Genomic DNA, 22331 nt, shown 5'->3' on the forward strand with positions numbered 1-22331 from the left:
TAGTGATTTAACACTTATTCGGCGACTGATTTTAAAGAATCTTAGATAATTTATGACTGCCAATCCAGCAATTTTTCAAATGCTTTTCTGGCAGCGTTCCGAAAATAAACTTCACCACAATATTGGTAACCCAGTTTCTCTAAAATTTTCAGCATCGGATAATTATCGAAGTTAGTATCTACTTTAATACTCAAAATATTTTGTGAAAGGGCAAATTTTTCAATTTCTTTAAAAATGTGGGTGGCAATTCCTTTTCCTGCAGATTCCCTGGAAACTGCGACACGGTGAACTACGATGTATTTTCCATCAGACAGCCATTTTCCTTCGATACTTTCGTAAGCAGGTTCGATGTCGGAAATCACTGCTACATATCCCAGAATGTCATGATCCGAGGTTAAGACAAATCCGTAATTCTTTTGAATATCATTTTCTATTGTTTCCGGATTAGGATAGCCGTCTTGCCATTGGGTGCTTCCGTCATTTTTCCGCCTTTCAATGGCTTGTTGCAGGATTTTCCAGATTGTTTCTTTATCATCTGAAACTGCTTTCCTAAAATGGAACTGTTCTTCTAATTTTGACATTGACTTTGATTTTTCTTTTACAAATTTAAAGAAGATTTTATTCTCATTAAAAATAGCAGCATTTTGCTGATTCATTATTTTAAAAATTAAAAAAATAAATCAAATCAAAAAAGAAATCAGCTGTGTTCAGGAAATTTGGATTTATCGGAAAGTAGTGTGTAAAATTTATTTCATTGAATGGTTAAAAAAACAGAAACCATAAATCATAATATAATATAGTATAATTCATTGGAAAACGATTTGAATGTTGAAGACTTCAATTCAAAACAACAAAAAACCGATTAAATAATAATCGGCTTAATGTTTTTTTTACCATTTGTGTTTTGGTCGTACAAAAGTAAACTTTAGTTATAGTAAATAAAAGGGTGAAATCACCCTATTTTAACACATATGATGTTTGATGGCAAAAAGCACAATTCCTACTCTGGTTTTTACGTTCAGTTTTGCGAAGATTGAGTCTCTGTATCCGTCTACAGTTCTTGGGCTCACACACATTTGCTCTGCAATTTCCTTATAGGTGAGTTCAGAGCAGGCCAATTTAATAAATTCTACCTCGCGGTCCTTTAACGAACTGTTTATTTCTTGATTTATCTTTTCTTCGGTTTTTATTTTCAGAAGACTTTGGGTTACGATATCGGTATAGAAAATTCCTTTTTCATGAACGATGTTTATAGCATCAAAAAGAATATCAGGCGACATATCTTTGAGCAAATACCCTTTTGCTCCTGCTTTCAACATGCTTATAATAGTGCTTTCATTATCTTCCATCGTTAAAGCAATCACCTTTAGGTCGGGATAATTTTTAGTAAGTTCGAGGGTTGTTTCGATACCGTTTTTCCGGGGCATATTGATGTCCATTAAGACTACTTCAGGAAGTGTTTTCCGGTGGTCGAGCTGTTTCAGAAAATCTTCGCCATTAAAGCAATTCATTACCACTTCAAATTTTGGATTAAATGAAATCATGTTTTCAATGGCCTTGGAAACTAATTTGTGGTCATCTACGATTGCTATTTTTATTCTTTCCATGGTGTGGGTTTCTTGTAGGTGATGGTAATTTCGGTTCCCAGATTTTCTGTAGAATTAATCTTAAAAGTGGCATCGATTAGTTTTGCACGATTCTTTATATTTTCTAATCCACTTCCATCATTTCTATGTTCTGCATTAAATCCTACCCCGTAATCATTAATATTAATTTCAGTGAAATTGGGATGATCGTCAACTTTTATCAAAACTTTATTTGACCGGGCATGCTTTATCACATTGTTGATCGACTCCTGTATAATTCGGAACAGAATTAAAGCATGATCAGAATTAATTTCCAATTCGTGATTATTGATCACGTACTCTACTTCCAGCAAATCCAGCCGTTCGATTCTGGAAATTTCTCTTTCTAATGATTCAACAAATCCAAAATGCCTTACTTGTTTACTGATAAATACTTTAGACAAGTTTCTGATGTCCTGAATACATTCGCCAATCAAAAGATTAATTTCATGAGCAATGTTTGTTTTTTCTTCTTCGTCGGCACGGGCGAGTTTGTTGGTCATCAGTCTTGCCACGGATAGCTTTTGTCCCAAATCATCATGAAGTTCCTGTCCTATATAATTTAAGGTTTGTTCTTTAATTTCTACCTGGGAAATTGCCAATTCCTGTTCAAAAAGAGCTTCTTTTCTTTGTTGAGATAAAAGAAGTTCAGATTTTTTTTTGATGAAAATCCCATACACTAAAACCATCATTAAAATTACAATTAAAATGATAAAAGTGGTAATAGTAAGCAGAAAATCAGTTTCTGTAAGATTCACTTTTTAATATTAATATTTTTTGCAAAAAAGATTCCCATTATCAAAATAGAATACCCGATAACATTCACAATGAATAAAATTATGAAAAAAATATTGATATTCATCAGTTGTATCGCAGTATTGCTTATTATTAGTAAAGGAGCTACTCCTAAGTAAATGGACATCAGGCCGATACAAGCCCAAAACGGGTAATAAGATTTGATATTAAGAATTTTATCTGAATTAAAGGTCTCACGCAAAACCAAAAAAATATTAACCGTCAGGAGAATGACTTCAATAAAATAAAATTTAAAAGGGAATTTATTAAAGAAGTTTTCAGAAAAAACTGCAAATGATATATAACTTGCGATAAAGATTATTATAATAATCAAGTTTATTTTTTTGGATTTTTCTAACTCTAAGATGCGGCGGAAATATAAAAAGAACAGTAAAAATACACCGAAATTAACTCCTACGGTATAAATAGGGATACTATTAAATTGGTTCGTAAAAATATGCATCGTAAAATTAAAAGTATCCAGGCATGCTACTATTCCACCGGCGATCATAAAATAAATAATGCCTTTACCAAGTTTATTTCTTTTCGTTAGTAACAGTATAAAAAAAATCACTACCAGTGAAATTTGGATTACACTTGCTACATCTCTGTTCCATTCAATCATTTTAATAAGGAGGATAGAGTTGTCCGAAATTTAAACCCGGTAAATCCTCCGGATTAGAAACTTTTTCCGAATTTTCTTTAGCGGCATCCATATCTTCTGCGGAAAAGAATATGGTTTGATAGCCTTTGTAAAGTGGATTTAACCGTGGGTCAAATTGATCTTCGGGATATTTTCCTAAAGTGATTCTGATTCCTTTGTTTTTAATGCCCCTTTTTTCCATGCCTTCGCGGATCATATTAATATACTCCTGTAAAATTTCTAAATCATAAGTATAATACTTAGAATCCGGTTTTTCAGGTGATCGTTTTGCATTAATGGCTGCATAATTGGTTTTGTCGTATTCTGTTGCCAACAGATCACTTTCTTCCTTTGGAATCAAATGTTTTTCTAATTCACTCATTGCTAAATATGTTTTAATAGTAACAAATTTAAAGTATATTAGTTGAAACTGGTGGGTGAAAACACCCAATCCGGTAGTTTTTTTAAATTATTTTTCCGAAACTTCCCCTCTTTTGTTAATAAAGGATAATTTCCTTAAATTTCGGAACTCATTTCTTTGAAGAATTGAACCTTAAATCAATAAACGAATGCAAAAATTTTCTCCCATTGCCGAGAGTTACCAAAAAATAAAAACCGGTTTACCGGATAACGTTCAGCTCGTCGCAGTGTCTAAGACTCATCCGAAAGAAATGATCCGGGAAGTTTACGATTTAGGACAAAGGGTTTTTGGCGAAAACAAAGTACAGGAACTGATCGAAAAACATCCGCAACTTCCGCAGGATATACAGTGGCATTTGATCGGCCATTTGCAAACCAATAAAGTCAAATATATTGCACCCTTTATCGATATGATTCAAAGTGTTGATTCTGAGAAACTTTTGGTGGAAATTGATAAACAGGCAGAAAAAAACCACCGGAAAATCAAAGTGCTCCTCCAGGTAAAAATTGCCGAGGAAGACACCAAATACGGTTTAGAAGTCCACGAAACCAAAGAATTGTATTTGGATTATCTCAATGGGAAATTTCCGAATATTATTATTTCCGGGTTAATGGGAATGGCGACATTTACAGAAAATAAAAACCAGGTCAGGAAAGAGTTTACCTTCTTAAAACATCTTTTCGACCAACTTTCGTCGCAGCAGAAACTCGATACGTTATCGATGGGAATGAGTGACGACTACCCTCTCGCTATTGAATGCGGTGCTAATTCTGTCCGTATTGGCTCCGCAATTTTCGGATCCAGAGAATATCTTTAAATTTCTCTTAGGTACGATTATTGCTAAGATAAAATCAAAATTCATATAATACTTTTTACTCAATCCATAAATTTTTATAATGCAAAAAATCTTAATTGTTGAAGATGAAAAATCCATTTCCGGCGTTCTACACAGCATTCTGTCAGATGAATTACCTGACTACGAATTCATTATCGCTGAAGATGGCTTAGAAGGCTTAAAACAAATAGAGAAGGAAGATTTCGCTTTGGTGGTTTCTGACATTAAAATGCCTAAAGTTTCAGGTACCGAACTTTTGAAACAGGCACTTCAAATAAAACCGGATACGACTTTCGTCATGATCTCAGGGCATGCCGATATCGATACTGCGGTAGATTGTCTTAAAGACGGTGCGTATGATTTTATTTCAAAACCTATCGATATCAACCGGCTGATTACAAGTGTTAGAAACGCTTTGGACAAAAGAATTCTGCAGAAAACAAATCAGCATTTAAAAATAGAAAATACAACTTTAAAGAAAAAAGTTAATAAAAAGTATCAGATGATTGGCGAATCTCCTGCGTTGAAGAAAATTCAGGATATGATTGAAAAAGTAGCGGCCTCAGATGCCAGAGTTTTAATTACAGGACCCAATGGCGCGGGAAAAGAATTGGTAGCTCACGCAATTCATGCACAAAGTGACCGAAGCAAAGGGCCGATGATTGAAGTAAACTGTGCGGCAATCCCATCAGAACTTATTGAGTCAGAGCTTTTTGGGCATGTTAAAGGCAGTTTTACCGGAGCAATAAAAGACAAACAGGGAAAATTTGAATTAGCCAATAATGGTACTATTTTTCTGGATGAGATTGGCGATATGTCACTCATTGCCCAGGCAAAAGTTCTTCGTGCCTTACAGGAAAGTAAGGTCTCACCTGTCGGCAGCGATAAAGAAATTAAAGTAGATGTAAGAGTTCTGGCGGCCACCAATAAAAATATGCAGGAGGAAATTAAAGCCGGAAAATTCCGGGAAGATCTTTATCACCGACTTTCAGTGATCGAAATTTATGTTCCCTCTCTGGATGAAAGAAAAGACGATATCAAACTTTTGGTGAAACATTTTGCCAAAATTATTTCTGATGAACATGGTACCGCTTTGAAAACCTTTGATGATAAAGCAATTAAAGCTTTGGAGAATTTCAGTTGGACAGGAAATATCCGGGAATTGAGAAATGTAGTTGAGCGTTTGATCATTTTAGGATCAAACCCGATTAATGCAGAAGATGTTGCTAGTTTTGTGAGAAAATAAAATCTGACTTTCTTATTATTAAAATAAGGATATTCTTAATAAAAAAACCAAAATACCGATTGTATTTTGGTTTTTTTATTTTTTTTAATAGTTTTTGGCACATTAGATGCTTTTTTTAGGATAAATAAAAAAGGAGTAAAAGCAATTCTGAATTTTCTGTCATGAAAAATAAAATCCCTGAACAAATTATCGGCGTAGAAAGTGAAGCAGTTTCAAAGATTAGTTTTGATAATAAGGAATTGGCCCGAATCCATTTTAAAAAAGTTAAAAAAAGATTTCTGGATATCAATTTCTGGGAACTTTTTGCAGGACAGGAAAAGGCAGAATTTTCTCTTCGTGACGAAAACGGTAATCTAATTTTAGGTCATCCCCAGGTCGGTAATTATATCAGCATCAAAGTTCCGCTGCTTCCCAACAGAAATGATGACGGACTCGACTGGGTGAAAATTGAAGTATATGAAGAGGAAGTTTTTGAGGATGATGAAGCTGTTTATCTGAGAGTTCGTCCCAGTTCAGACCCCACAAGCAGCAGCAATAAAATCACTCATTTTTTAGATTCATCGGCAACCTCCAATTTCATTATTAAAAGAAGCGGAAAAGAAATCTCGGCCGAAATCTATGCGAGAAATGAAGTTCCTAATTCAAAAGATAAGTCGATCTCAGAAAAGATCCGCAATAAAATAGTATCAGTTGGTGGAATGCTAATTGGCAGCAAAATTCAATGGGAAGCATTAACTAAAGGTTTAATTGAAAATGAATAATAAAGTATATATCGGGTGTTCAGGGTTTAGTGAAAGAATTTGGAAAGGATTTTTCTATCCGGAAGAATTACCTTCAAAAGAATATTTAAGTTTTTATTCAAAGCATTTGAATGCAGTCGAAATTAATTCTACTTTTTACAGAAAACCTACTTTGAAAACCTTGGAAAAATGGTTTGCTGAGACTGGAGGTGATTTTAAATTTTTCATCAAAATCCCAAGATTTATTTCGCATCTTAAAAAACTGACCGAAACGAAAACTGACACCCAAGAATTCTGCAATCATATTTCATCAGGTTTACAGGAGAAATTAGCGGGTTTTCTTTTTCAGCTGCCACCGTCTTTTAAATACAGCAAAGAGCATCTGGAAAAGGTAATCGATACGGTTGATAAAAAGTACCTGAATGTTGTAGAATTCCGACACGCATCCTGGTGGAATACCGAAGTTTTTGAAACTTTAAATAAAAATAAAATCGTTTTTTCCGGCGTTTCTATCCCCAAAGATATTCCGGATGATTTTATGATTAATAATGACGATTTTGCGTATTACCGTCTTCACGGGATTCCTGAAATGTTTAAATCTGAATATTCAGAATCAGAACTGAGTACTTTGGCGGCGGAGGTTCGAAAATTTAATGGAACTTCATTTATCTTTTTTAATAATACTTACGGAACCGCCGGAATAAAAAATGCGGTTTATTTGAATAAAATTTTTGTCTGATCCAGTTTAACTCTCATTCATATTACAAACAAAATCCTTTAAATAAAAATATATCTAGAAAGTTTGCAGTAAATTTGCCGCAGATTTTTTTTATATTATGCAAATTTTAAATCCCGTACACACCAAAAGATTATTTCAGTTAGCACTTCCCGTAATGATTACGCAAGTAGGACAGGTTTCTGTGCAACTTTTTGATAATATAATGGTTGGAAAACTTCTTGGTGCAGATGCTCTGGCTTCAGTATCGCTGGCCAATGGTGTGTTTTTCTCGGTTTTTGTATTAGCATTAGGTTTTTCACTGGCCATTCCGCCATTGGTTGCAGAAGCGCAGTCTCAAAATAATCACCACATGATCAACCGTATTTTTCGTCATGGTTTTGTGGTGAATATGTTTATAGGGTTGGTTTTAGTTATTCTGATGCTCTTTGCTTTGCCTTTGTTATACCATCTTGATCAGCCTGCGAATATCATTCCGGATACGGAAAGTTATTTACGGATAACCATTATCAGTATTCTGCCGTTTATGGCCTTTCAAACGATGCGTGAAGTTTCCGAAGGGTTGAGTTTTACCATAGGCGTTACCAAAGCAACCATTATTGCTAATGTCATCAACATTGTTCTGAATTACATTTTTATTAAAGGAGTCGGTATGGATTCTCTGGGGGTAGATGGTTCTGCATACGCCTCTTTTATCGCCAGAGTTTTCATGGTGGTTTTCCTGTTTTTCGTAATGAAAAAGAATCCTATGACCAAAAGGTATATGGAGGATTTCACCTTAAAAACAAAACTTTTTCAAAAGAAAATGTTCCGCAAGTTAGTCAAACTGGGATTGCCAACTGCCTTACAGATGTTCTTTGAAGTGACTGCATTTGCAGCAGCAGCTTTTATTTGTGGACTGATTTCTGCAAAAGATATTGCAGCGCATCAGATCGCCTTATCGATGGCTTCATTTACTTTTAATCTTTGCATCGGTTTCAGTATTGCGACGACCATTATGGCGGGAAATAGATTTGGAGAAAGGAATTATAAAGAATTAAGAAATGTCGGGATAAATAATCTGAAAATAGTGTTCATTTTCATGGTATTGTGTGGAATTATATTCATTGCGGGAAGAAATATTTTACCTACCTTTTTTACCAAAAAAGAAGATGTTGATGTCATTGTACTGGCCTCAAAATTATTAATAATAGCAGCACTTTTTCAGCTTTCAGATGGTTTACAGATTCTGTCTCTGGGAGTTTTACGCGGCATGCAGGACGTGAAAATCCCGAGTATCCTTACATTTGTTGCCTATTGGATCATCACACTCCCATTAGGATATTACCTTTGTGTAACCAGAGAAATGGGCGCCTATGGAATGTGGGTTGCTTTGGGTGTTGGATTGACGATTTCTGCATTTTTATTAATAAGAAGATTTTTGACGCTGTCACAGAGGAAAATTGATGCTGCGGCGGCTCAGTAAAAAAAGCCGGTATTGCGTCAAAAACGGTGGATCTGCAAATTTGTATTTCTCAGTTTGTCGCAAAGTGAAAAAAATTGATCTGTACGATAAATCTTTATTTTAAAGTGAAACCGAGAGCACTCGAAAAGTACTATTTCGTCTCTTCAACTCATCATTGTTGACTTAATTAATTTAAAGGATAGTTGTCAATCTTTGTGTTTTATCAAAACAGAAATGGACTGATTTTTTCACCAACAACACGACATTCCGTGAAACCATTTTTTTTAAGCATGAATCAACGAAACAGAAATTGCGTCTTAAAGCGGAATGAGAAAAGAAATTTGCCTTTGTTTTAAACAAAAATAGATTAAACTCGAAACTTTATTTTCACACCAATGATGAAAAGCAAAAAAAATCCCTGAACAAAATAATCTTCAGGGATTTATATTTAAACCGGTATTTATTCTGGATTTAAATTTTGCAGATGACTGTCTTCTGGATAAAGTTTTCTTAATCTTTCGATTTCTGCTGCTTCATCTTCTGCATCATGCTCGTGCTTTTTCAAATACTTTCTTCTGTTATTGATTTTTCGTTTTGAGATAATGTAGAACATTACCGGAACAATAATCAGGGTTAAGAAGGTCGCAAATGAAAGTCCGAAAATAATTGTCCACGCTAGTGGTCCCCAGAAAGAGACGTTATCTCCACCTAAAGAGAAATGCGGATTCAAGGTTGTTAAGAACGAAGCTACGTCAAAGTTTAATCCGATTGCCAAAGGAATCAATCCTAAAATCGCCGTGGTAGCCGTTAATAATACCGGGCGTAAACGTTCTTTTCCAGATTGTACGATGATTTCTTTTACCTCTTCCAGTTCCAGATCATCATGGGTTTCTACTCCTTTTTCCACTACTTTTTCATCGAGCTTGAGCACGAAGAAGTCCATTAAAACAATTCCGTTTTTCACTACAACTCCTGCGAGTGAAATAATTCCCATCATGGTCATTAAGATCACGAAGTCCATTCCAAAGATTGCTAAACCTAAGAATACTCCAGAGAAACTCAGTAAAATAGTCGTCATAATGATCAGCGTTTTCGATAGTGAGTTAAACTGGAAAACGATAATTGAAGTTACCAGTGACATTGCCAGGAAAAGAGCAAACAAAAGGAAATTCATGTTTTTGCCCTGTTCTTCCTGCTCACCACCAAAAGTATAGGTGACACCATCTGGTGTTTTATAGTTCTTTAATGACATCCGGATTTTCTGCACGATTTCATTCGAGTTAGCTCCTTTCAATACTCCGGAATAAACCATGATCGTACGGCTGTTGTCTTTTCTTTTAATTTTATTAAAGGTGTTATCCTCTTTCATTGTAGCAAAAGTGGACATCGGAACTTGAATCGTTCCGTTTGGACCTTGCAATGTAATTGGCTGGTTGAATAAGATGCTCGTATTTCTACGTTGATCCTGTTTCAGTCTTACTGCAATATCATAATCATGTTTCACATCTTTATACGTAGAGATATCTTGTCCAAACAAAGCTCTACGCAAAGTAATCCCAGTGTATGCGGTTGTTACTCCCAGATTACCTGCAGTTTCCCGGTTAATATCGATGATTAATTCCGGACTGTCTTTGTTGATATCAGACTGAAGTTTCTCAATTCCTGAAATGTTTTGTCCATTGATAAACGTAATCATTTTATTGGCTTCATTAAGTAACTGGTCGTAGTCATCACCTTTCAACTCAATTGAAATAGGATAACCAACTGGCGGGCCGTTCGCATCTTTTTCCACCGTGTACGCAAATCCCGGAATATCCGGAATCGCTTTCCGAATTTCCTCCATGACGTCGGCCGTATTGATTCCTTTTCTTTTTGCAAACTCTACATAGGTTACCGTAATTTTTGATTTAAACGGAGTATCAGCTTGTGAACCGGCATCAACCTGTGGATTGGTTGCGCCTTTCCCAACGGAAGTTACCATTGATTCTACCAGAAAATTTGAACCGTCCGGATTTTTATATTTTTGAAGAACCTGTAGAATTTTCCCTTCGACCTGTTTGGTTGCGATGTTGGTTTTGCCAATATCTGTTCCTTGCGGATATTCCATATAAACAATGGTTTGCTTAGGAATGTTTTCTGGGAAGAACAATACTTTTGAACGACCGATTCCCATCATCGCTCCGTAAAGGATAAATGAGAAAATCAAAATTCCAATCACTCCTAAAAAGGCATTTCTTGGTTTTTTACCATTTAATAAATTGCTGATAAAATCCTGATATTTCTCTGCCAAACTTGGGAAAAATGTATGCTGGAAATGTTCAATTCTGTCATGGAAGAACCCTTTGTAAAGCCAGATTGCAATAATTGCCAATGCCGAGAAAGTTACCACTCCGAAGAAATAAGTAACCCCGGTCACTAATCGTAAAATTCCAAAAACAACCATCAGAGTTCCAAAAATAAGGGTGTATTTTTTTGCCTGATTTTTTGAAATATTTTTATTTTCTAAAGTCATTGCACCACCCGTCATCGAAGCATTAATGATCAATGCCACAAAAAGCGAAGCCATCAAAGTAACCGAAATCGTAATTGGGAAATACTTCATAAATTCACCCATGATTCCCGGCCAAAGCAACATTGGAAGGAAAGCGAAAACAGTAGTTAAAGTTGAAGTAATTACCGGGAAGGCAATTTCGCCAATACCATATTTAGAAGCCAGTCTCCTTGGTAAGCCCTTTTCCATATTGGCGTAAACATTGTCTACGACCACAATCCCGTCATCTACCAACATCCCCAGACCCATTACCATTGCAAAAAGAACCATTGTGTTCAATGTAATTCCTGCCATTTGAAGAACCGCAAAAGCGATCAACATTGATAATGGAATTGCGGTTCCTACAAACAGTGCATTTTTCATTCCCATAGAGAAACTTAAAACGGCCATTACTAAAAGGATTCCTATTAAGATATGGTTTGCCAGTTCGTTCACCTGGTGTTCTACGGCCGAAGACTGGTCAGAAGTTAAAGTTACCTCCAAATCTTTTGGCAAATAGCTATTCCTGGCTGCTTCGATTTTCTCTTTAGCCTGATCGATCGCGGAAATCATATTGGTTCCTGCTCTTTTTTTCAAGTTAATCATGACCACATCTCTTCCCGATTCTCTCGCGAAAGTGGTTTTTTCTTTTTCCTGAAAATTTACGCTACCGATATCCTGGATCTTTATTCCTGGTTTTACCACGAAGTTCTTTAGATCTGATGGCGAAGAAATCTGTCCTTTAATACGGACGTTTTCCCGATTACCGTCTGTAACTAAATTACCTCCGGATATTGTTATGTTTTCATTTTTAACGGCACTGATTACCTGGTCGAAACTTACGCCCGCTGCATTCATTTTAAATAAATCCAGAGCAACCTCCACTTCATTATCATCAACTCCTAAGATCACGGCTTCTTTCACTTCCGAAATATCTTCTAAGTCATCTTTTAAATCTTCTGCATATTGTTTTAAAGTGAATTTCGGATAATTCCCTTTCAAGTTGATATTAAGAATTGGAAGTTCTTCCGAAATATTGAGATCGAAAACGCTGGGCTCTACTTTCGAACCGGAATCTAAACTTGGCCAATCCTGGCCTCCTTTTGCTTCATCTACTTTATCTTTAATGCGCTGCTTCGCTTCTGCGACTTTTACTTTCGCATCAAACTCAACTACGATCAAACCATAATCCTGAAAAGAGTTGGATGTTACTTTACTCACTCCGGAAATATTCTTGAATTTATCTTCAAGTTCCTTTGTAATTAATTTTTCGACATCCTCGGCAGAGTTTCCGGGATACACAGAGGAAATGTAAATATTGTTTTGAACCACCTCCGGGAAACTTTCCCTGGGCATCGAAAAGAATGAATAAATCCCCAGAAGTACAATGATGAAAGTCAGTACATAAACCGTCGTTCTATTATCAACTGCCCAACTCGAGAAGAAAGATTCTTTTTGGTGGTGTTTATTTTCGTTCATATTTTTTAATTAAAATCGAATTAATCTGAAATTTTTTATTGAGCCAACTTCACTTTCTGCCCGTCGCTTAGGTTTTTAGAACCATCGGTAATAATGATATCTCCCGCTTTTAGTCCTGTTGTAATTTCTACGGAATTCTCAGATTTTTCGCCAGGGTTTACAAATACTTTTTTAGCAACAGCATCTTTTCCTTTAATATTAGATGCGACAAAAACATAAGATCTTTTCGAGGCATCTTCGTAAATATACTGTTGTCCCACCTGAATGGCATTAGGATTTACATAATCCTCAATCTTCACCTGAGCTAATAAATTTGGTTTAATAACACCACCATTATTAGAAATCGGGATTTCAATTTTAAAGGTTCTGTTTGTTGGATTGATGTAGTTCCCAACCAATCTTACCGAAGAACTGATGGTTTGGTTTAAAGTTGGCAAGAATATTTTCGCAGAAGTTCCCTGTCGTACTTTCGCTAAATATGATTCCGGAACATCTGCTTCCACACGCATCGTTCCCAATGAGATTAATTTTACGATATCTGTTCCCGGAGAAACAATTTGTCCATTTTGGGTAATCACCTCATCGATAACACCACTGAAAGGTGCGACAATTGCGGTTTTTGCTAAATTTGCTTTTACAGCATCCGCAGCTCTTTCTAATCCGGCAGCTTGACTGTTAAGTGCGGAAACGGATTTTTGTGCAGCTTCATAATTTGCTTTTGCCTGAAGGAACTGAAACTCTGAACCAATTTTCTGTTTCCAAAGTGCGGCCTGTTTTTCATAAGCAATTTTCGATAAATTGGTATTGGATTGTGCAGCAGCAATTTGCGCTTTCATTGCAGTTACTCCATTTTGTGCCTGTAGATATTGATCGCGTAAACCACCATCTGCCACTCTGCCGATCACCTGTCCACTTTTTACATTCTGCCCTTTTTTAACAAATAAAGACAATGTTCCTGAGAACTGAGGTTGAACTTTTACATCCTGGTCAGTGGTTACATTTCCCTGGATTTCCACATTGTGCACGAAATTCGAAATTTCTAATTTCTGGGTAGAAACTACTCCGCTGGCATCCGGAACAACTCCCATAGAAACTAAGTTCTCATCGATGTTCAGCATGACCTGATTAAGACTGTCGATTTTGAATTTCTGACGCTCTTTATAAGCTTCAATTCCTTTGATGTCTTTATTCTTGATTAGAATTTCAAGTTTTTCGTCTTTTGCGTTATTCTCTTTCTTGCAGGAAGAAAGTCCGGTTAAAATAACAATTGGTATTAATATCTTTTTCATTGAATTATTTTAGAGTATTAGTTTTTGATTAAAGGGTTCCTAAAGCTTCGTCGAGTTTTGTTTTCGCTTGAATCAGCTCGATGGCCGCCTGATAATATTTTGCCTGTGAATCGTACAACTGTGTTTCACTTTGTTGAAGGTCGAAACTTGTTCCTAAACCTTCATTGAATTTGATTCTTTCTTTATTGTAAATGCTGGATGAAAGTGTGATTAATTCTTCAGAATTTTTGTAAGAATTGTAAGCGTTATTGTAATCAATCGTAGCAGCAAATGCTTTGTTACTCAGATCCCGTTTGATATCTTCTACATCCAGTTTGGCTTTTTCTAAATTTAATTTAGCCTGCTGGGTTCTCCAATGTCTTTGAAAACCACTAAAAATTGGAATATCTAACTGAACAGCCACAACCGATGTATTAAACCATTGTTGCGAAGATTTCAAAAAATTAAACTGATCACTGTAACCATTATAATTAGAAGCGACAGCAGCTGAAAGGGTCGGCAAAGATTTCGATTTTTCCAGTTTAAATTCCAGCTCTGAAAGGGTAAGGGCATTTTCTTTCAATCGAATGTCGATATGATTTTCATTATTAATGAAATTAGTCATATCCACTAACGTTTCATTTTTTTTAATGAGTTGGTCTAATGTTGAAGTCAATGTCAATTTATCTTCCAACGGATATCCCATTAAATATTTAAGTGCCATCAGTACTTTTTCACGACTTCTGTTCAGATTCTGCTGATTAGCTAACAAGCTTTTATAACTGTATTCCAGCTGTTCTACATTCTGGTATTCAATTAAGCCCACTTTGTAGGTTTCTTTAGTGTCGTAAAGAGATTTCTCAACTACCTTGCGGTTTTCTTCTAAAGTTTTGATGTTTTCATCAGTGACCAAAACGGCAGCGTATGCCATCATAATTCCTTCCTTCACAGAAATTTCTGTTTTCTCTTCTGCCAAAGCAGCTGTTTCTTTATACGCTTTGGAAGCTTGTAATCCTACAATATAAGACCCACTGAATAAAAGCTGGCTCAGTGTTAAGCCGCCGGTCATACTTTGTTTCTGACCAAATTTCACCGGAATATAAGTTCCGGGGTCGCCACCGGCAAGTTCTGCAGGAAGTAACTGCACTGGAACATTAAGAAAATAATTATATTTTGCCTGACCGTCCAGTTGTGGCAAACCAATCCCGATTGTTTCTTTCACTTTCTGTCCTGCAATGGTCTTGTCTATTTTTGCTTTCTTTACATTTACATTATGATCAATTGCGTATTGCCAAGACTCATCAAGTGAGAAACTTTGTTGCGCAAAAGCCATCGATGAAAATGTTGTGATAGCGAAGAACTGAAGTATTTTCTTCATATTAATAATTTAAATTTTTTAAGATCTGTTTTCCTTTTTCGTTGGTAATGGCGTTCATGTACATACTCATAATCTCATGTTTATAATAAACTTTATTGATTGTACTTGGATCTACATAAAGAGGGTTTTCCATAGACATGATCAATTGAAAAAATAATTTAGAGTACACTTCAGCATCAAAATTAGTTCGGTATAATCCCTGTTCTCTTCCTTTTTCGATATTGTGAACCAGAACTTCGGCGAATTTATCTGAAAATTCAATCATGTGTTTATTGAAGATTGCTGGGTAGTATTTAATCAGTTGTTTAATAAGGATCGTATTGTTGGAATCGGCAACATTATCCATTTCCTCATCCCTGCAAAACATCCTTTCAATTGCATTTTGAATTGTTTGATCCAGATATTTTAACCGGGCAATAATTTCTTCAAGTTTAAAATGAAGCACCTCTTCAATTAGTTCTTCCTTGTTTTTATATTTAACATATAAAGTCTTTTTGGAGATTCCGAAAGCTTTCGCAATATCATCCATTGTCAAAGTTTTTGCACCGTTTTCTATGAACAGCTGCGAAACTTTTGTTAAAAAAATTGTATTCTCTTCCATAATAAGTTTGCAAATATAAGAAAGAAAACTAGAAAACAAAATTAGTTTCCTGGTTTTTAATTTGCTACGCCCTCATTATTTAATCTTGAATGTGACGCTGGCAAGTCATCTGCAATCCTATTTAAGAAATTTTAACTTTTTTCATTTCCGGGCTTTATAAAACCGATTTGCGTAAATACCCCATTTTTTTATAGGTGTATTAACTGTGTTCCTCATACTTTTCATTCAATTAGGAAATTTCAGTCTTATCTGTGGTTTTTTCGCTTCAGAATCGATATACATTTGTATCACAAACTAACCAAAAATTTTTAATCATGAAAAAATTACTAGCAAGTGCTTTCGCACTTATGGCAGTGGCATTTATGAATGCACAACAAAACACCGATGTAACAACGCAATGGGGAGACTTCAATACCGCAAACGTTGGTCAACATGGATACAAAAACGCTAATGGAATCCTTCAGTGGGGAGATAAAAATGATGCTAAAGTTACCCAGTACGGTAAAGAGAACAAAAATGCAACATCCAGTATTGGTGACAAAAATCACGAAACCGTTTACCAAAGTGGCAATTACAACAGCAATATAGCTTCACAATTAGGTGATAGTAATGAGGCAACTACAAAACAGTATGGTGAATTTAACAAAGTGAATCAAAACCAAAAAGGTGATGATAACTCTGCTTATGCAATGCAAGTTGGTAAACGTAACGAGGCGACTCAAACCCAAACAGGAGATGATAACGATGCAAATTCCAACCAGGAAGGTAATGATAACAAAGTTACTCAAACACAAAAAGGGAATAAAAATGATGCTGATGCATCGCAAAGAGGGGCTAACAATAATATTTCCCAAAACCAAAATGGATATGATAATGACGCTTATGCAACGCAGCTAGGTTATGATAATAAAATTACCCAAAGTCAAACCGGTAATTACAACAAAGCAATTGCTTCCCAGATTGGTGATAGAAATACCATCAGCCAAACTCAAATAGGAAACAGCCACTATTCACTTGATTCTCAAATAGGATGCGACAACAAGATTACTGTTTTACAAGATAGTAATCCTGGCGGAGGTGTAGTATTAAATCCACATATGCCACCAGTAAAATGCCCAACAAACTCAGGAGGTCATGGTTGTTAATAACTCTTAACCATCTGATATTAATTCATCCTGTGGGAGAAACTATTGAATAGTTTCTCCCTTTTATCCAAAAATAATATCATGAAAAATATATTCTTAATCATTGCGATTCTTTTCTGTTTTTTAATTAATGCACAAAAAATCGATTTTAGTGAAATCAACAGTTTAAATGCATTAAGTATAATTAGTGCACCGGCAAAGGATATTTCCCTCATTTCAAGAAGTTCAGTGACTCAATTAGGAAATAATAACACCGCAATGGTTTATGACAAAAGTAAAAGAAGCGACTTAATGATTCGGCAAACTGGTGACTTTAACACCACACTAATGACGAATACGAATCCTAATTTAGATAATAAACAGAAAGTAAATGTAGAAGGCAACAATAATTATATTGATGTCACCGGTAACAATAGTAATTCAAAGGAAATGCAGATTAATCTAAAAACGAACGATAAAATGATTTTTGTGCGACACTATTAATTTTAAAAATAAAAGGATGAAAAATATTTGTAAAAGCATCAGTCTTATGTTCCTCATTTTTTGTGGAATTAAATCTCATGCGCAGGATCTCAATAAAGTAATTGCAAAAATTGAAACTCACGACGTTGAAGGTGCATTCAATTTAAAAGCAGTGGTTCAAAATCAAAGTGAAGTTTTCCGCTCACTGAATTATATCTTTCTTGCAGTTAAAAAAGACAAAGGAAAAAACATGTCTTCTTCAAAACAAGAAAATAAATTTACCCTTCTTCCGAAAGAAACAAAAGTTCTTTCGGAAATTTCTATTAATGCTAATAAAGATGACGCACTGAAAGTTTATCTTTTTATTAAAGATGAAAAAACTGCAAAAGTTATTGCGAAAGACAGTTTGGAAATGAATTCGAAAAATTTCAAAAATGCAGTCTCTTATGAGAAAACAACAAACGAAGAAAATATGATGATGACCAGTTTGGTTATTAATGATTCTAAAACCAGAATTGGTGATGAGTTTTACCGAAAGCTATTTTCTGTATTAATGTTGAATGATATCAAATTTGGATTCAGAGTACGTATTGCAGAACTTCCTTCAACAGGAACAAATATGATGCTTCAGATTTTCGCAAATGATGAAAACATTCTCTCCTTTATGGCCCGGCCAGAAGATGATTATTTAGATGATGCCGTACAACAGACTGTTGCAGGTCTGATAGCATATGATCACGACCGTCAGGTAAATGATAAAGGTTTTATTTATTAACATAAAAAATATTTCCTATGAAAACACTTATTTTATATTTACTCCTGGGAACAGGTTTAGTAAGTGCACAGCAGTTTGTGTACAAGCCAGTAAATCCAGCTTTTGGTGGTGATACTTTTAATTACCAATGGCTTTTAAGTTCAGCTGCTTCCCAAAATCAATTCAAAGGTAACACTTCAGCTTTTAATTCACTGAGCTCGCTGGATAGTTTCACTGAAAGTCTCAATCGGCAGTTATTGAGTCAACTGTCTCAAAAACTCTTCGGAAATCAATTCGGAGATGGAAATTTAAAACCGGGAAATTACACTTTCGGTTCAATGTACGTACAAGTTACACAGTCTGACAAAGGATTAATAGTAAGAATTTTAAATACATCAACAGGTGAGCAGTCAGAGATCATAATCCCGAACTAAGAATTAATATCATGAAAACTTTATTAACAATCAAAATTTTACTCCTGCTCTTCTTGCTAGGGGTAATGAACAGCTGTGGTACAATGATGAATCTGCCCGCCGAGGGAGATAAATCTACATTGGGAGAAATGACTCCCTATACCAAACAGCTCAAAGAATTACCTGCACCGGAAGAAAAAATTGTCATTGGAGTCTATAAATTCAAAGACCAAACCGGTCAGTACAAAATGGCAGAAAATGGCAGCAATTGGAGCACTGCTATCCCACAAGGAACCACCTCTATTTTACTGAAAGCTTTAGAGGATTCTAAATGGTTCCGTCCCATTGAAAGAGAAAATATTGGAAATCTTTTAAATGAACGACAAATTATCAGATCTACCAGAAAAGAATATGAAGTTGCAACCGACGGAAAAACGATTATCAGCGACCAGCTTCCACCTCTACTCTACGCCGGAATCCTTTTAGAAGGAGGAATAGTTTCCTATGATTCCAATGTAATGACGGGCGGAATAGGTGCGCGTTATTTTGGAGTCGGTGGCGGAACTCAGTACCGGCAAGATCGCGTGACAGTTTATCTGCGCGTGGTCTCGAGCATGACGGGCGAAATACTTAAGACCATTTATACTTCCAAAAACATTCTCTCAACTACCGTCAACGGAAGCTTTTTCCGGTATATCGACACGGATAGGATTCTCGAGGCTGAAATGGGCTTCACGCAAAACGAGCCTGTAAGTTTAGCTGTTACGCAGGCGATAGAAAAAGCCGTCTATACATTAATTTTAGAAAGTGTTGAAGATGGAACGTTTCGAATAGAAAAAGTTCATGAAAAAGAATTAAAAGATCTTCTTCAAAAATATCATGCAGAAAAAGAACAAAATACCAATCAGTTGGTGGGAAATAAGTTTTCTGATAAAGAACGGACTCGGGCATCTATATTGGTAATGGCTAACGGGGATTATATCAAAGGTGATTATACCGATGCTAAAATGAATATCGGCGGAAAAGCAGGATTCAAATATTTTTTTAACGATCATGTGAACGCTGAAGTGAGTGTCGGTTATGAAAAATTAGAAAATACAGGAATCGTTAAACATAACTTTATGTACACCGATCTCAATCTCGAATATCTTTTGCTGCCAAAGTTTAGCTTTTCTCCTTACGCTTACGCCGGTCTTGGATCGATGTATCATGGTAAAAATTTCTTTAAATATCAATTTGGGGGCGGCCTGGAGTACTTGCTGGGAAACAATCTCGCTTTTAGACTCAATGCTCAGTATGATATGGGATTTGATGATACCTGGGATGATTTTGTCAATGGCAAACGAAAAGATCAAGCCTTTCATATTGGTATTGGAATTAACTATTATTTTGACCAGGCCAAAAAACTCAATAAAAAAAAATAAAACCATGAAAACGCTATTATATTCTTTATTAGGATCTTTACTGTTTCTTTTCTGCATTTCGTGTAGAGAAGAATTGGTAGGGAAAGTAACAACAGGCACGATTACGGGAAAAGTCGTTAAAAAAGGAAACAATGCTCCGCTGTCTAATGTGAAAATATATACGTCTCCGACTACTCAAACTGTTTTTACTAAAACAGACGGCACATTTATATTAGACAATGTCCCGCTAGGAGATTATTCTTTAAAAGCAGAACTCACCGGTTATTTATCTACATTTCAAGGAGTGAATGTGAAAACACAAGATGGGATAAGTGTTGTTTTTGAAATGTCAGATGATAATTCTTTAAACTCACCCCCTTCAGTCCCAATTTTATTAACTCCAGTGGATCAGTCAGTGGATCAACCTACTTCGGTAAACCTTACCTGGAGCAGCACTGATCCTGATGCTGGAGATTCCTTAAAATTAAAATTTAAAATTATCGTAAAAAACAGTTTAAACAATATTGTCTTCGAGAAAGATAATATTAAAACTAAAAATTATGTTCTAGATAATTTAATTTTTGGAGTCACTTATTTCTGGCAAGTCGTAGCGGATGATACAGTGAATACTCCTGTTTATAGTGCAATTCAGCAATTTAAAGTTTCAGATACTCCTAACAACAGATTTCATTACGTCAAAAAAGCAGGTTCTAATTATTATATAGTTTCCAGCAATGAAGCTGGTCAGAATTTTCAGTTTACGCCAAATTCTGTGAACAGCTGGAGGCCTAAGTTGAATAATGATGCTGGCTTAGTTGCATTCCTGCGAACTGTTGCAGGAACCACTCAAATTTTTACCGCCAAAAAAGATGGTTCTAATTTGAAACAGGTAACTACCACTCAACCGGTATTAGGATATAATTACGAAGATTTAGATTTCAGTTGGAGTACGAATGGAAGCGAACTGTTGTACCCTAGTTTTAATAAACTGTATAAAATAAATAAAGACGGAAGTGGATTAACTTTAGTTTACACCACAACTGACGGAAATTTTATTACCGAATGCGACTGGAGCAATGACGGATCAAAAATAGCTTTAAAGACAAATGATGTTAATGGCTACAATGCCAAAATTTTCATTATCGATTCTTTGGGAAATATTCTGCAGACCATTCTAACCGGACAGACAGGTGCTGCTGGGGGATTAAATTTTTCTATTGCCGGTGATAAAATTATTTTTACAAGAGATATCTCTGGATACGAAAATCTAAATCACAGACAATTGGATTCACATATTTTCCTTTATAATCTAACCACAAATGTTTCTACGGACCTTTCTCTTTTAAGTGAAAAACCTCTTGGCTCAAATGATTTAGATCCTAGATTTTCACCTAATGATGCTGAAATTATTTTTATGAACACTTCCAATGATGGGATTTCTGAGAAAAGCATCTACAAAATACCACTCAATACACTGAATAATACATCGTCCCGAACATTATTATTCAGCGCTGCAGAAATGCCTGATTGGGAATAAGATTTTAAAAGGAATTCATGTACTCATCCTTAATTTTTTAAAGTAAAAAGCAGATCAATATGATCTGCTTTTTCTATTCTAATATTTGAAGTTAAAAGACAACCAATTTATTTTCTAAGGCAAATTTCATTAATTTAGAAGAACTGTTGAGGTTGAACTTGAGCATCATATTTCTTCGGTGGGACTCTACGGTATGGGCGCTGATGAATAGTTTTTCTGCAATTTCTTTAGAGCGCAGCCCTTCACAGATTAAGATCAGAACATCTTTTTCTCTGGCAGTAAGTTCTTCGGCTAAGTTGTGTTTTTTTTCGTCTTCTTCATCAATATTGCAGATAAAATTTAAGAGCGCGCTTTTTGCATCATCACTCACGAAAATTTTTCCGTCAATCACCTGAGTGATTCCTTCCAGAAATTCGGTACTGCTTGTGTCGCGACCAAAATAACATTTTATCCCTTTGTCAAAAAACTTTTTAATAGATCGAACTTCGGCACTGGCAGAATGAATTATTATTTTAAGCGATGGATTTAAATGAAGAAAGTTCTCGATACTTTCATTAACATCTGTAAGGCTTAATCCTAAAGTATTGATAATTAAAATGCTGTCTTTTTCAAGGATTTGATCCTCGAGATGATCGAAATCCATTACTCCTTCAAAATTATATTTTTTTGTGATACCGTATTCGTCTAGAAAACAACGGGTACGTTCTAAATACAATCTTTGCAGATCGTATACAATTATTTTATTTTTCATGATATTTGTGTTTACACGAAATTAACACTAATTTTAATTAAAACCAAATAATTGCAGCATAATAGATTGTTATCAATAATCTAATACTGTTATGATTTGAAAAAAAACATACAAAAGCCTAATAT

21 protein-coding genes are annotated in these 22331 nt (G+C 35.3%); 11 read left to right on the forward strand and 10 right to left on the reverse strand.

The genetic code is table 11. The features are described from left to right. Positions 1 to 50: 50 nt before the first annotated feature. From NBC122_RS11910 to NBC122_RS11930, 5 genes are all read right to left on the reverse strand, one after another. Complete coding sequence (locus tag NBC122_RS11910; protein WP_133440584.1) at positions 51 to 581, reverse strand: GNAT family N-acetyltransferase; 531 nt, start codon at positions 579 to 581, stop codon at positions 51 to 53. 381 nt (positions 582 to 962) lie between these two features. Beyond that, positions 963 to 1607, reverse strand: a complete 645-nt coding sequence (locus tag NBC122_RS11915) for a response regulator transcription factor (RefSeq protein ID WP_133440585.1) — start codon at positions 1605 to 1607, stop codon at positions 963 to 965. Beyond that, on the reverse strand, positions 1595 to 2383 hold the full coding sequence (locus tag NBC122_RS11920) for a sensor histidine kinase (protein ID WP_133440586.1): 789 nt from the start codon (positions 2381 to 2383) through the stop codon (positions 1595 to 1597). The genes NBC122_RS11915 and NBC122_RS11920 overlap by 13 nt, the downstream gene beginning before the upstream one ends. After that, the gene (locus tag NBC122_RS11925; RefSeq protein WP_133440587.1) at positions 2380 to 3045 is read right to left on the reverse strand and encodes a hypothetical protein; all 666 of its coding nucleotides are present in this window, start codon (positions 3043 to 3045) and stop codon (positions 2380 to 2382) included. Before NBC122_RS11925 ends, NBC122_RS11920 begins: the two co-directional genes overlap by 4 nt. A gap of 1 nt (position 3046) precedes the next feature. Then, positions 3047 to 3445: a hypothetical protein gene (locus NBC122_RS11930; protein WP_133440588.1), complete on the reverse strand. Its 399-nt coding sequence runs from the start codon at positions 3443 to 3445 to the stop codon at positions 3047 to 3049. A 187-nt stretch (positions 3446 to 3632) separates the two neighbouring features. Here NBC122_RS11930 and NBC122_RS11935 point away from each other — a divergent pair, with 187 nt between their 5' ends. The 5 genes from NBC122_RS11935 to NBC122_RS11955 all read left to right on the forward strand — a co-directional run bounded on the left by NBC122_RS11935 (position 3633) and on the right by NBC122_RS11955 (position 8506). After that, positions 3633 to 4301, forward strand: coding sequence for a YggS family pyridoxal phosphate-dependent enzyme (locus NBC122_RS11935; RefSeq protein WP_133440589.1), 669 nt, complete (start codon positions 3633 to 3635; stop codon positions 4299 to 4301). 79 nt (positions 4302 to 4380) lie between these two features. Next, complete coding sequence (locus NBC122_RS11940) at positions 4381 to 5565, forward strand: sigma-54-dependent transcriptional regulator (RefSeq protein ID WP_133440590.1); 1185 nt, start codon at positions 4381 to 4383, stop codon at positions 5563 to 5565. A gap of 161 nt (positions 5566 to 5726) precedes the next feature. Continuing rightward, positions 5727 to 6326, forward strand: coding sequence for a hypothetical protein (locus NBC122_RS11945; protein ID WP_133440591.1), 600 nt, complete (start codon positions 5727 to 5729; stop codon positions 6324 to 6326). Then, positions 6319 to 7044, forward strand: a complete 726-nt coding sequence (locus tag NBC122_RS11950; RefSeq protein ID WP_133440592.1) for a DUF72 domain-containing protein — start codon at positions 6319 to 6321, stop codon at positions 7042 to 7044. Before NBC122_RS11945 ends, NBC122_RS11950 begins: the two co-directional genes overlap by 8 nt. A 97-nt stretch (positions 7045 to 7141) precedes the next feature. Next, positions 7142 to 8506 (forward strand): MATE family efflux transporter, encoded by a 1365-nt coding sequence (locus NBC122_RS11955; protein ID WP_133440593.1) that lies wholly within the window; start codon positions 7142 to 7144, stop codon positions 8504 to 8506. A 439-nt stretch (positions 8507 to 8945) separates the two neighbouring features. Here the strand turns inward: NBC122_RS11955 and NBC122_RS11960 are convergent, their stop codons facing one another. From NBC122_RS11960 to NBC122_RS11975, 4 genes are read right to left on the reverse strand one after another with little or no spacing between them, the layout of a single operon-like run. Then, positions 8946 to 12494 carry an efflux RND transporter permease subunit gene (locus NBC122_RS11960; protein WP_133440594.1) on the reverse strand — a complete coding sequence of 1183 codons (3549 nt, stop codon included), beginning with the start codon at positions 12492 to 12494 and terminating at the stop codon, positions 8946 to 8948. Between the two features lie 35 nt (positions 12495 to 12529). Then, a complete protein-coding gene (locus NBC122_RS11965; RefSeq protein WP_133440595.1) occupies positions 12530 to 13783 on the reverse strand; it encodes an efflux RND transporter periplasmic adaptor subunit in 1254 nt (417 codons plus the stop codon). A 28-nt stretch (positions 13784 to 13811) separates the two neighbouring features. After that, entirely contained in the window at positions 13812 to 15140 is a 1329-nt protein-coding gene (locus NBC122_RS11970) for a TolC family protein (RefSeq protein ID WP_133440596.1), read from the reverse strand. A gap of 1 nt (position 15141) precedes the next feature. After that, positions 15142 to 15741, reverse strand: coding sequence for a TetR/AcrR family transcriptional regulator (locus tag NBC122_RS11975; RefSeq protein WP_133440597.1), 600 nt, complete (start codon positions 15739 to 15741; stop codon positions 15142 to 15144). 314 nt (positions 15742 to 16055) lie between these two features. Here NBC122_RS11975 and NBC122_RS11980 point away from each other — a divergent pair, with 314 nt between their 5' ends. From NBC122_RS11980 to NBC122_RS12005, 6 genes are all read left to right on the forward strand, one after another. Next, positions 16056 to 16886 (forward strand): curlin, encoded by an 831-nt coding sequence (locus NBC122_RS11980; protein WP_133440598.1) that lies wholly within the window; start codon positions 16056 to 16058, stop codon positions 16884 to 16886. An 81-nt stretch (positions 16887 to 16967) separates the two neighbouring features. Continuing rightward, a complete protein-coding gene (locus NBC122_RS11985) occupies positions 16968 to 17369 on the forward strand; it encodes a hypothetical protein (RefSeq protein WP_133440599.1) in 402 nt (133 codons plus the stop codon). A gap of 16 nt (positions 17370 to 17385) precedes the next feature. Beyond that, a complete protein-coding gene (locus NBC122_RS11990; RefSeq protein ID WP_133440600.1) occupies positions 17386 to 18123 on the forward strand; it encodes a CsgE family curli-type amyloid fiber assembly protein in 738 nt (245 codons plus the stop codon). Between the two features lie 17 nt (positions 18124 to 18140). Continuing rightward, positions 18141 to 18536, forward strand: a complete 396-nt coding sequence (locus NBC122_RS11995) for a curli production assembly/transport component CsgF (protein WP_133440601.1) — start codon at positions 18141 to 18143, stop codon at positions 18534 to 18536. 11 nt (positions 18537 to 18547) lie between these two features. Further along, positions 18548 to 19939, forward strand: coding sequence for a CsgG/HfaB family protein (locus tag NBC122_RS12000; protein ID WP_133440602.1), 1392 nt, complete (start codon positions 18548 to 18550; stop codon positions 19937 to 19939). Positions 19940 to 19943: 4 nt separating this feature from the next. Further along, entirely contained in the window at positions 19944 to 21455 is a 1512-nt protein-coding gene (locus NBC122_RS12005) for a carboxypeptidase-like regulatory domain-containing protein (protein WP_133440603.1), read from the forward strand. Between the two features lie 91 nt (positions 21456 to 21546). On the opposite strand, the gene NBC122_RS12010 is transcribed toward NBC122_RS12005, so the two are convergent. After that, a complete protein-coding gene (locus tag NBC122_RS12010; protein ID WP_133440604.1) occupies positions 21547 to 22206 on the reverse strand; it encodes a response regulator transcription factor in 660 nt (219 codons plus the stop codon). Positions 22207 to 22331: the final 125 nt, after the last annotated feature.

Origin of the sequence: Chryseobacterium salivictor (assembly GCF_004359195.1) — a bacterium.
GTDB classification, from domain to species: domain Bacteria; phylum Bacteroidota; class Bacteroidia; order Flavobacteriales; family Weeksellaceae; genus Kaistella; species Kaistella salivictor.

Excerpts from the sequence above, each read along its gene's own strand:
- NBC122_RS11945 (WP_133440591.1), top strand. The coding sequence starts at position 5,727 with ATGAAAAATAAAATCCCTGAACAAATTATCGGCGTAGAAAGTGAAGCA.
- NBC122_RS11935 (WP_133440589.1), top strand. The coding sequence starts at position 3,633 with ATGCAAAAATTTTCTCCCATTGCCGAGAGTTACCAAAAAATAAAAACC.
- NBC122_RS11955 (WP_133440593.1), top strand. The coding sequence starts at position 7,142 with ATGCAAATTTTAAATCCCGTACACACCAAAAGATTATTTCAGTTAGCA.
- NBC122_RS11950 (WP_133440592.1), top strand. The coding sequence starts at position 6,319 with ATGAATAATAAAGTATATATCGGGTGTTCAGGGTTTAGTGAAAGAATT.
- NBC122_RS11940 (WP_133440590.1), top strand. The coding sequence starts at position 4,381 with ATGCAAAAAATCTTAATTGTTGAAGATGAAAAATCCATTTCCGGCGTT.
- NBC122_RS11925 (WP_133440587.1), bottom strand. The coding sequence starts at position 3,045 with ATGATTGAATGGAACAGAGATGTAGCAAGTGTAATCCAAATTTCACTG.
- NBC122_RS11975 (WP_133440597.1), bottom strand. The coding sequence starts at position 15,741 with ATGGAAGAGAATACAATTTTTTTAACAAAAGTTTCGCAGCTGTTCATA.
- NBC122_RS11970 (WP_133440596.1), bottom strand. The coding sequence starts at position 15,140 with ATGAAGAAAATACTTCAGTTCTTCGCTATCACAACATTTTCATCGATG.
- NBC122_RS11980 (WP_133440598.1), top strand. The coding sequence starts at position 16,056 with ATGAAAAAATTACTAGCAAGTGCTTTCGCACTTATGGCAGTGGCATTT.
- NBC122_RS11930 (WP_133440588.1), bottom strand. The coding sequence starts at position 3,445 with ATGAGTGAATTAGAAAAACATTTGATTCCAAAGGAAGAAAGTGATCTG.
- NBC122_RS11995 (WP_133440601.1), top strand. The coding sequence starts at position 18,141 with ATGAAAACACTTATTTTATATTTACTCCTGGGAACAGGTTTAGTAAGT.
- NBC122_RS11985 (WP_133440599.1), top strand. The coding sequence starts at position 16,968 with ATGAAAAATATATTCTTAATCATTGCGATTCTTTTCTGTTTTTTAATT.
- NBC122_RS12010 (WP_133440604.1), bottom strand. The coding sequence starts at position 22,206 with ATGAAAAATAAAATAATTGTATACGATCTGCAAAGATTGTATTTAGAA.
- NBC122_RS11915 (WP_133440585.1), bottom strand. The coding sequence starts at position 1,607 with ATGGAAAGAATAAAAATAGCAATCGTAGATGACCACAAATTAGTTTCC.
- NBC122_RS11990 (WP_133440600.1), top strand. The coding sequence starts at position 17,386 with ATGAAAAATATTTGTAAAAGCATCAGTCTTATGTTCCTCATTTTTTGT.
- NBC122_RS12005 (WP_133440603.1), top strand. The coding sequence starts at position 19,944 with ATGAAAACGCTATTATATTCTTTATTAGGATCTTTACTGTTTCTTTTC.
- NBC122_RS11965 (WP_133440595.1), bottom strand. The coding sequence starts at position 13,783 with ATGAAAAAGATATTAATACCAATTGTTATTTTAACCGGACTTTCTTCC.
- NBC122_RS12000 (WP_133440602.1), top strand. The coding sequence starts at position 18,548 with ATGAAAACTTTATTAACAATCAAAATTTTACTCCTGCTCTTCTTGCTA.
- NBC122_RS11960 (WP_133440594.1), bottom strand. The coding sequence starts at position 12,494 with ATGAACGAAAATAAACACCACCAAAAAGAATCTTTCTTCTCGAGTTGG.
- NBC122_RS11910 (WP_133440584.1), bottom strand. The coding sequence starts at position 581 with ATGTCAAAATTAGAAGAACAGTTCCATTTTAGGAAAGCAGTTTCAGAT.